At 70.9% G+C, this 8,819-nt stretch carries 9 protein-coding genes; all 9 read right to left on the bottom strand.

Annotated elements, in window-relative coordinates:
• Positions 1–74: 74 nt before the first annotated feature.
• A complete protein-coding gene (gene fabI / locus NON00_RS05105; protein ID WP_256018054.1) occupies positions 75–854 on the bottom strand; it encodes an enoyl-ACP reductase FabI in 780 nt (259 codons plus the stop codon).
• The gene (locus tag NON00_RS05100) at positions 851–2,032 is read right to left on the bottom strand and encodes an acetate/propionate family kinase (protein ID WP_256018052.1); all 1,182 of its coding nucleotides are present in this window, start codon (positions 2,030–2,032) and stop codon (positions 851–853) included. Before NON00_RS05100 ends, fabI begins: the two co-directional genes overlap by 4 nt.
• Positions 2,033–2,212: 180 nt before the next feature.
• Complete coding sequence (locus NON00_RS05095; RefSeq protein ID WP_256018049.1) at positions 2,213–3,628, bottom strand: amidase; 1,416 nt, start codon at positions 3,626–3,628, stop codon at positions 2,213–2,215.
• The gene (locus tag NON00_RS05090) at positions 3,625–3,927 is read right to left on the bottom strand and encodes an antibiotic biosynthesis monooxygenase (protein ID WP_256018047.1); all 303 of its coding nucleotides are present in this window, start codon (positions 3,925–3,927) and stop codon (positions 3,625–3,627) included. The genes NON00_RS05095 and NON00_RS05090 overlap by 4 nt, the downstream gene beginning before the upstream one ends.
• Positions 3,928–3,929: 2 nt before the next feature.
• Positions 3,930–5,444 carry an amidase gene (locus NON00_RS05085; protein WP_256018045.1) on the bottom strand — a complete coding sequence of 505 codons (1,515 nt, stop codon included), beginning with the start codon at positions 5,442–5,444 and terminating at the stop codon, positions 3,930–3,932.
• 37 nt (positions 5,445–5,481) lie between these two features.
• Entirely contained in the window at positions 5,482–6,189 is a 708-nt protein-coding gene (locus NON00_RS05080) for an ABC transporter ATP-binding protein (protein ID WP_256018043.1), read from the bottom strand.
• Entirely contained in the window at positions 6,186–6,902 is a 717-nt protein-coding gene (locus NON00_RS05075; protein ID WP_256018040.1) for an ATP-binding cassette domain-containing protein, read from the bottom strand. The genes NON00_RS05080 and NON00_RS05075 overlap by 4 nt, the downstream gene beginning before the upstream one ends.
• Positions 6,899–7,951 carry an ABC transporter permease subunit gene (locus tag NON00_RS05070; RefSeq protein WP_256018038.1) on the bottom strand — a complete coding sequence of 351 codons (1,053 nt, stop codon included), beginning with the start codon at positions 7,949–7,951 and terminating at the stop codon, positions 6,899–6,901. Before NON00_RS05070 ends, NON00_RS05075 begins: the two co-directional genes overlap by 4 nt.
• Entirely contained in the window at positions 7,948–8,814 is an 867-nt protein-coding gene (locus tag NON00_RS05065) for an ABC transporter permease subunit (protein WP_256018035.1), read from the bottom strand. The genes NON00_RS05070 and NON00_RS05065 overlap by 4 nt, the downstream gene beginning before the upstream one ends.
• Positions 8,815–8,819 lie beyond the last annotated feature (5 nt).

The following is an 8,819-nucleotide window of genomic DNA, read 5'->3' as shown; positions in this document are numbered from 1 at the left end:
TCCGTGAAAACCTGATTGTCGCTGCTCTCCACCATGCCCAGAACATGGGAACAGCATTCAAGCTCTAACAGGCCTTAATCCGCGATATGATACCCGCCATCGACATAGAGCGTCTGCCCGGTCATGGCGGCGGCGGCATCGGTGGCCAGGAAGGCGGTGGTGGCGCCCACCTCCTCGATGGTGGCGAGGCGGCGGATCGGCGCCAGCGCCGCCGCGTTTTCCGCCAGGGTCTCGAACTGCGCGATGCCCGAGGCGGCGCGGGTGCGGATCGGCCCCGGGGAGATGGCATGCACGCGGATGCCCTGCCCGCCCAGTTCCGCCGCGAGATAGCGCGTGGCGGATTCCAGCGCCGCCTTCACCGGGCCCATCAGGTTGTAGTTGGGCACCACCTGCTCGGCGCCCAGGTAGGTCATGCAGAACAGGGCGCCACCCTGGGGCATCAGCGGCTCAGCCAGCTTCGCCATGCGGATGAAGGACCAGCAGGAAATCTCCATGGCCTGCAGGAAGCCCGCGCGCGAGCAATCGGTGACGCGGCCCTGGAGATCCTCGCGCGGGGCATAGGCGATGGAATGCAGCACGGCATCCACCCGGCTCCAGCGGGCGCGCACGGCCTCGAACACGGCCTCCAGCTGCCCCTCCACCGTGACATCCAGCGGCAGCAGCAGCGCGGCGCCGAGGCGCTCGGCCAGCGGCGCGACATGCGGGCGGGCGCGGTCGTTCAGATAGGTCACGGCCAGTTCGGCGCCGAGGGCGCGGAAGGCCTGGGCGCAGCCCCAGGCGATCGAGCGGTCATTGGCGATGCCCGTCACCAGCACGACCTTGCCGGCGAGGCTCATGGCGGGGATGCTGCTCATGCGGTGGTCTCCAGCACGTCCAGCACATGGCGGGCCACCATGCGCTCCTCATTGGTGGGAATGACGTAGACGGGCAGGCTGCCTTCGGCGCTGATGCGGGGGCCATGCGCGGCATTGCGCGCCGGGTCGAGGGCAAGGCCCAGCCAGGCGCAGCGCGCGGCGATCATGGCGCGCACCGGGGCGGCATTCTCCCCCACCCCGGCGGTGAAGACCACGCCATCCAGCCCGCCCATCGCCGAGGCCAGGGCAGCGATGGCCTGGGCGGTGCGATAGGCGAAATAGGCCAGCGCCAGGGCGGCCCGGGGCTCTGTGCTGGCCAGCAGGTCCCGCACATCGGCGGAAATACCGGAGAGGCCGAGCAGCCCGCTCTCGTGATACAGGATGTGCTCGATCTCGGCGGGGCTGCGGCCCTGCTGGGCGAGGTAGAGCACCACCCCGGCATCCAGCTGCCCCGGGCGGGTGCCCATGGGCAGGCCGTCCAGGGCGGTGAAGCCCATGGTGCTCTCCACGCTGCGCCCGGCCAGGAGGGCGCAGGCTGAGGCGCCGGAGCCGAGATGCGCCACCACGACGCGCCCGCCGGCGATCTCCGGCGCCACCTCCGGCAGGCGGCCGGCGATGTATTCATAGGACAGGCCGTGGAAGCCATAGCGCCGCACCCCGGCGGCGTGCAGTGCCTCGGGGATGGCGAAGCGCTGCGCCAGTTCCGGCATGCGGGCGTGGAAGGCGGTGTCGAAGCAGGCCACCTGCGGCAGCTCCGGCCGCCGCGCCAGCACGGAGCGGATGGGCGCCAGGTTGTGCGGCTGGTGCAGCGGCGCCAGGGGCACCAGGGCCTCCAGTTCGGCCAGCACCGCGGCGTCCACCCGCACGGGGCCGGTGAAGCGCGCCCCCCCATGCACCACGCGGTGGCCGATGGCGGCGGGCAGCCCGCCCATATGCCCGGCGATCCAGTTCCCCAGGGCAGCCTGGGCCTGCTCGCCCTCGGTCACCTGGGCGGGGTCGAGGGCGACATCATCCAGCGGCGCATCCCCCGCCCCCCAGGCGAGAAGCCGGGGGTGCGGCGTGCCGATGCCCTCCACCCGCCCCTTGAAGCGCCGCGCCAGGGCGCCGCCCGCCTCGTCGTAAAGCTGGAACTTGATACTGGAACTGCCGGCGTTCAGCACGAGGATGGCGCGGCTCATGCCCGCTCTCCCGCCCTGTTCCGATGATCCGTGGCGACCATTCTGCCTGCCTCCCGAAACGCGGGGCGATCTGGCCGCGTTTCGCTGCGCCGCACAAGCCCCCCTGACAGCGGGGCCTGGGGTGGCCTTGCCACCCCAGCGGATGGGTCCAGGGAAGGCGGCGCCTTCCCTGGCCGCGCGTCACGCCGGCGCAACTTCCCGGGCGAGGCGCGGATGCCGCCGGTGCCAGGTGGTGGCCGCCTGATACGCCGCCCCCGCCCGCGCCAGCAGCGCCTCCGCCCAGTGGGCGCCGATGATCTGGAATCCCACCGGCATCCCCTCGGCCGTGGTGCCGCCGGGCAGGGTGAGGGCGGGATGCCCCGTCATGTCGAAGGGGCAGGTGTATTGCAGCAGGCTCTGCATCAGCGCCGGATCCTCGCCCAGCTGCCCCATCCGGGCGAGGCTTGGCGCGGCGAAGCCCTGCACCGGCACCAGCAGCAGATCCACCCCGGCGAAGAGCGCGCTGACCCGCGCCGTGAGGGCGAGGCGGCGCAGATGGATGGCGTGCAGTTCGAAGGCGGTGACGGCGTGGCCACCCTCGATCAGGCTGGAGAGGATGGGGCCATATTCGCCGCGCCGCGCCGGCCAGGTGGCGGCATGGGCGGCGGCGACCTCGACGGCGCAGAGGGGGAACCAGTCCAGCACGCTCTGCGCCGTGTCGGGGAAGCGGATTTCTTTCAGCGTGGCGCCGAGATCGGCGAACTGCGCGGCGGCGGCGGCCACGACGCGCTGCGTCTCGGCATCGGTGCCGGCGCTGTTCCACAGTGGATCGACGCCGATGCGCAGGCCCGCCACCCCGGCGCCGATCCCCCCGAGATAGTCGGGCACGGGCTGGTGGGCGGCGGTGGGGTCGAGCGGGTCCGCCCCGGCGATGGCGCCGAGGAGGGCGGCGGCATCGGCCACGCTGCGCGCCATCGGCCCGACATGGTCGAGGCTGGGGGCGAGGTCGAAGACGCCGTGGCGGCTGACGCGGCCCCAGCTGCCCTTGATGCCGGTGAGGCCATTGGCGGCGCAGGGGAAGCGGATGGAACCCCCGGTGTCGGAGCCGAGGGCGCCGTAGCACAGCCCCGCCGCCGTGGCGACGCCGGAGCCGGAGGAGGAGGCGCCGGTCCAGTAGGCGGCGTTCCACGGGTTGACCGGCGCCGTGATGGCCGGGTGATGGGCGGAATAGGCGCCCTCGGTCATTTCCAGCTTGCCGAGGAGGATGGCGCCCGCCTCGCGCAGGCGGCGCACCACGGTGGCATCCTCGGCGGGGCGGAAATCGCGGTGGATCAGGGTGCCGGCGGCCGTCGGGTGGCCGGCCAGCCAGCAGAGATCCTTCACCGCGATGGGCGCGCCATGCAGCGGGCCGCGCCAGTGGCCGCGCTGGATCTCCGCCTCGGCCTCCCGCGCGGCGGCCAGGGCCTCCTCCTCCAGCACCAGGGCGTAGCTGTGCAGCGCGCCATCGAGGGCGCGGATGCGGGCGAGCTGTGCCCGCACCGCCTCGACCGGGGAGATCTCCCGCGCACGGATGCGGTGGGTGAGCTCGAGAAGCTCCATCTCATGCAGGTCGCTCATCGGCTGATGGCCTCCCTTTCCTCGCAGGTGAGCAGGGTGACGGGGCCATCGAGCAGCGGCCCCGCCGCGGCGAAGAAGCGGGCGACGGCGGCGGAGCCGTTATGCGCCGCCATCGCCGCGCGGTCGGCGAAGCGCTCATAGGTGGTGAAGCGCAGCGGTTCTTCCGCGTCCTGGGCGATGAAGAAGCCGAGCGTGCCCGGCTCCGCCGCCCGCACCTGCGCGGCGACGGCGCGGAGGGCGGCGAGCAGCGCCTCCCCCTGCCCGTCCTTCGCGCGCAGGATGGCGGTGATGGTGAGCACGCTCAGAAACCCTTCCAGTCGCCATCCGCCTCGAAGGCGGCGGCGGCGGCGTAGAGGGTGCTCTCCCCCCAGCGCGGGCCGATCAGCATGGCGCCCACCGGCAGCCCGTCCACCAGGCCGCAGGGCAGGCTCATCGCCGGGTGGCCGGTGACGTCGGTGGGGGCGGTGTTGGCGATCATCTCGAAGGCGCGCTGGACGTAGAGGGAAAGCGGCGCATCGGCGGGCGGCAGGGGCGTCGCCACCATCGGCAGGGTCGGCATCAGCAGCAGGTCGAAGCGCGACAGGGCCGCGTCATAGGCGGCGGAGAGGCGGCGGGCGATGTTCTGCGCCTTGCCGTAGTAGCGGCCGCGATACTGGCGGGTGAAATACTCGCCGACGAACATGCAGAGCTTCAGCGTGTCGGAGAGATCATTGGCACGCTCGCGCCAGGGGGCATGGGCGTCCATCAGGCTGACGGTGTAGAAGCCCTTCCAGTTGAAGCCCATGCCATTGCCGCGCATCATCTGCGCCTGCAGCCCCTCATTGCCGATGGGCGCCCAGATATCCTTGCCCACGCGGTGCAGGGGCAGGCTGACCTCCTCCACCACCGCGCCCATGCGGGCGAAGCGCCCGGCGGCGGCGCGGACCTTGGCATCCACCTCCGGCTGTGAATTGGCCCAGCCGAAGCCCTCCTGCACCACGCCGATGCGCAGGCCCCGCGCGCCCTGGCCCAGCGCCTCGGTATAGCGGGCGGTGCGCGCGCCGCCCTGGCGCGGGTCCAGCCCGTCCGGCCCGGCCAGCACCTCCAGCATCAGGGCGTTGTCGGCGACGGTCGCGGTCATCGGGCCGGTGTGGTCGACCGTCGCCTCGATCGGCATGACGCCGGTATAGGGCACGAGGCCCCAGCTCGGCTTCATGCCATAGATGCCGCAGAAGGAGGCGGGGATGCGGATGGAGCCGCCCTGGTCGCCGCCGATGGCCATGTCCACCGCCCCCGCCGCGACCAGCGCGCCGGAGCCGGAGGAGGAGCCGCCTGCGGAATAGCCGTGGCGGTGCGGGTTGTGCACCGGCCCGAGCGCCGAGGTGTGGCTGCCGCCCGACAGACAGAAGCTCTCGCAATGCGCCTTGCCGAGGATGGTGGCGCCGGCATCGAGCAGGCGGGTGACGATGGTGGCGTCGATCTCGGGCACATAGCCTTCCAGCGTGGCGGCGCCGTTCATCATCGGCACGCCGGCGAGGCAGACATTGTCCTTCAGCACGACGGTCTTGCCGGCGAGCGGGCCGGAGGGCGCGCCCTTCACCTCGGTGCGGATGTACCAGGCGTTGAGCGGGTTCTCCTCCGGCCCCGGCTGGTAGCCCGGCGTGCGCGGATAGGCGACCCGCGGCTTCTCATCCGGCATGGCATCGACGATGTCGTAGGAGGCGACGGCGCCGTCCATCAGGGCCTGGAACTCCGCCAGTTTCTCCGGCGCGAGGTCGAAGCCCAGATCGAGGGCGATATCCTCCAGCTGCGCGAGGGTTGGCTTCGCGACACTCATGGGTCTCTCCTGTTTTTTTGGGGACGTCGTGGCGGCTTCAGGCAGCCATGCCGACGAACTCCGCGATCAGGGCCGGGTCCTGCACCGCCTCCGGCGTGGTCTCGCGCGTGATCGCGCCCTTCTGGATGATGAGGATGCGCTGCGCGAGGGCGGCGATGAAATCGAGCTTCTGCTCGACGAGCAGGATGGTGATGTCGCGCGAGCGCCGCAGGGCCAGCAGCGTCTCGACGATTTCCTCGTTGATCGAGGGCTGGATGCCCTCCGTGGGCTCGTCGAGCAGGACGAGGCGCGGGTCGCCGCAGAGGCAGCGGGCGAGGGCCAGCAATTGCTGCTCGCCGCCCGAGAGCGCGCCACCGGCGCGGTCCAGCAGGCGGTGCAGGCGGGGGAAGAGGGCCAGCACGGCTTCGATCGTCTCCGCCTCCGGCCGTTTCGAGAGCAGGCAGCCCATGCGGAGATTCTCGCGCACCGTCAGCGCGCCGAAGATCTGCCGCCCCTGCGGCACATAGCCGAGGCCGAGCCGCGCCCGCGCGGTGGGGGAGAGGCGGGTGATGTCGCGCCCCTCCAGCGTGACGCTGCCGGCGGTCGCGGGCAGGTAGCCCATCAGCGCCTTCAGCAGCGTCGTCTTGCCCATGCCGTTATGGCCGAGGATGCCGACGAACTCCCCCTGCGCCACGGAGAAGCTGGCCCCGGCCAGGATGGGGATGCGGCCATAGCCGGCGCGGAGGCCCTGCACCTGCAACATCATGCCGCCTGCTTCCCCAGATAGACATCGCGCACCGCCTGGTTGGCCAGCACGGCTTCCACGTCATCCTCCACCAGGATGCTGCCCTGGTTGAAGACGGTGACCCTGCGGGCGATCATGCGGATGAACTGCATGTCGTGTTCCACCACGATCAGCGCCTGGCTGCGGTTGATCTCGCGGATCAGCTCGGCCGTGCGCAGCACTTCCTCATGCGTCATGCCGGCGGCGGGCTCGTCGAGCAGGACGAGTTCCGGCTCCTGCGCCAGCACCGTCGCGATTTCCACCCATTGCCGCTGGCCATGGGCGAGCTGCCCCACCACGCGCTGCGCGATGCCGGTGAGGCGGGCGCGGGTGAGCGTCTCCTCCGTGATGCGCCGCGCCTGCTGCACCGACTTGCCGCGCGCGGCGGCGATGGCGATGTTCTCGCGCACCGTCAGCCCGTTGAAGACGTTCGGCACCTGCGTCTTGATGCCGATGCCGAGGCGGGCGATCTCATGCGGCGCGGCGCCGGTGATGTCACGCCCGCGGAAGAGGACGGCGCCGCTGCTCGGCACCAGCTGGCCGGTGAGCATCTTGAAGAAGGTGCTCTTGCCCGCGCCATTGGGGCCGATCAGGCAGCGCAGTTCCATCTCGCCCAGGGTGAAATCCACATGGTTGACGGCGGTGACGCCGCCGAAGCGCATGGTGGCGGCCTGGGCCTGGATCAGCGGCGTCATGGCTTGGCCTCCACGCCCGCCGCGTCGGGCAGGCCGTTGCCCGGCTTCGCGCGCGGGTGCGAGGGGGGGCGCAGGCGCGCCAGGGCATCGCGCAGCACCGGCACCACGCCCTGCGGCACCAGCAGCACGAAGGCCGCGAGGATGACGCCGAGCACGAGGTTGGCGTTGATCACCTGCTGCGCGCCGAGCAGGCTGATGAGATACTGGATGGCGATGGCGCCGAGGATCGGCCCCAGCAGCGTGCCCAGCCCGCCGACCAGAACGTAGATCAGCACCTGCGCCGAGGTGGCGAGGGAGAAGACCGTGGGGCTGATGAAGCCGCCCCAGTTGGTGAAGAGGCAGCCCGCCGCCCCGGCGATGCCGCCGCCAATGGCGAAGACGAGCAGCTTGTAGAGCCGCGTATCGTAGCCGAGAAGCTGGGCGCGCGTCTCATTCTCGCGGATGGCGACGACGACGCGGCCGAAGCGGCTGGCGAGGATGCCGCGCAGCAGCCCATAGACCAGCACCAGGCAGCCCATGCTGGCATACCACAGCTGTTCCGGCTCCAGCGGCAGATCCGGGCGGCCGGGGATGTTCAGCGGCGGCACCGCCGGCATGCCGTTGAAGCCGCCGAGCGGCGCATTGCCGATGGTATAGGCGTCGCCCGCCGTGGAGTTGAAGACGCTGAAGAGGATGATGGTGACGGTCAGGGTGATGACGCCGACATAGGCATCGCTGATCCGGCCATAGAACATGAAATAGCCGAGCAGCGCGGCGAAGAGCGTGGGCAGCAGGATGGCGAGCAGGACGGCCCCCGTGCTGTCCCCCGCGTTCATCGCCACCACGGCATAGGTGTAGCCACCGAGACCGAAGAAGGCCGATTGCCCGAAGGACATGATGCCGCCATAGCCCCAGATGAAGCCCTGGCTCAGCGCCAGCACCGCCATGGCGACGAAGACGGTGACCTGGAGCAGGGCGAAGAGGTCGAACACCATCGGCGCCCCGACCAGCAGCGCGAGGCCGATGGCCAGCATGGCGAGGAAGCTGGCGGTGCCGGAAGAGAGGCTCATACGCTCCTCCTCAGGAAACGGCCGGTGATGCCCTGCGGCAGCAGGCGGATCATGATGATCGCCGCCAGCAGCAGCGCCACCTGGCCGAAGACCGGCGTGGTCTGGAAGCTGGCGAGTTCGCTGATGGTGCCGAAGAGGCCGGAGGCGAGGCCGGTGCCGGTGATGATGGCCGGGCCACCGCCGAGCACGGTGATGAAGGCCTTGGCGATGAAGGCCGCGCCCATGCCGGGGGAGACGCCGGAGACCGGCGCCAGCACGCCACCCGCCAGCCCCGCCAGGGCGGCACCGAGGGCGAAGGTGGCCATGTAGATGCGCGGCGGCGCGACGCCGAGGGCAGCGGCCATGTCCGGGTTCTGCATCGTCGCCCGCAGGATCAGGCCGAAGCGCAGATAGCGCAGCCCGGCCCAGAGCAGCCCGCAGACCGCCATGGCCAGCAGGATGACGAAGACGCCATAGAGGCTGGTCTGGTACGGGCCGATGGTGAAGCCGCCGAGCGGGTTGGAAACGCCGCGCACGGTGTTGCCGAAGAGCGTCGTCACCAGCCCGATCAGGCCGAGGCTGAGGCCCCAGCTGGCCAGCATGGTGTCGATCATGCGGCCATAGAGGAAGCGGATCAGCCCGCGCTCGACCACCAGCCCGACCAGCCCGCAGAAGAGCGGCGCCACCACCAGCATGGCCAGCCACAGATTCACCCCGGCATCGGCGCAGAGCACGGTGGCATAGGCCCCGAGCATGACGAACTCGCCATGCGCGAGGTTGATGACCTTCATCATCCCGTAGATGACGCCGAGGCCGAGGCTGAGCAGCACCAGCAGCGCGATGCTGTTCAGGATGTTGAAGGTGAGCAGCCCTGTCAGTGCCATGGCGC

The sequence above is a fragment of the Roseomonas sp. GC11 genome (assembly GCF_024437745.1).
GTDB lineage: Bacteria > Pseudomonadota > Alphaproteobacteria > Acetobacterales > Acetobacteraceae > Pseudoroseomonas.
Note: the sequence above shows the minus strand (reverse complement) of the source record. Positions and strands in the feature narration are given on the sequence as shown.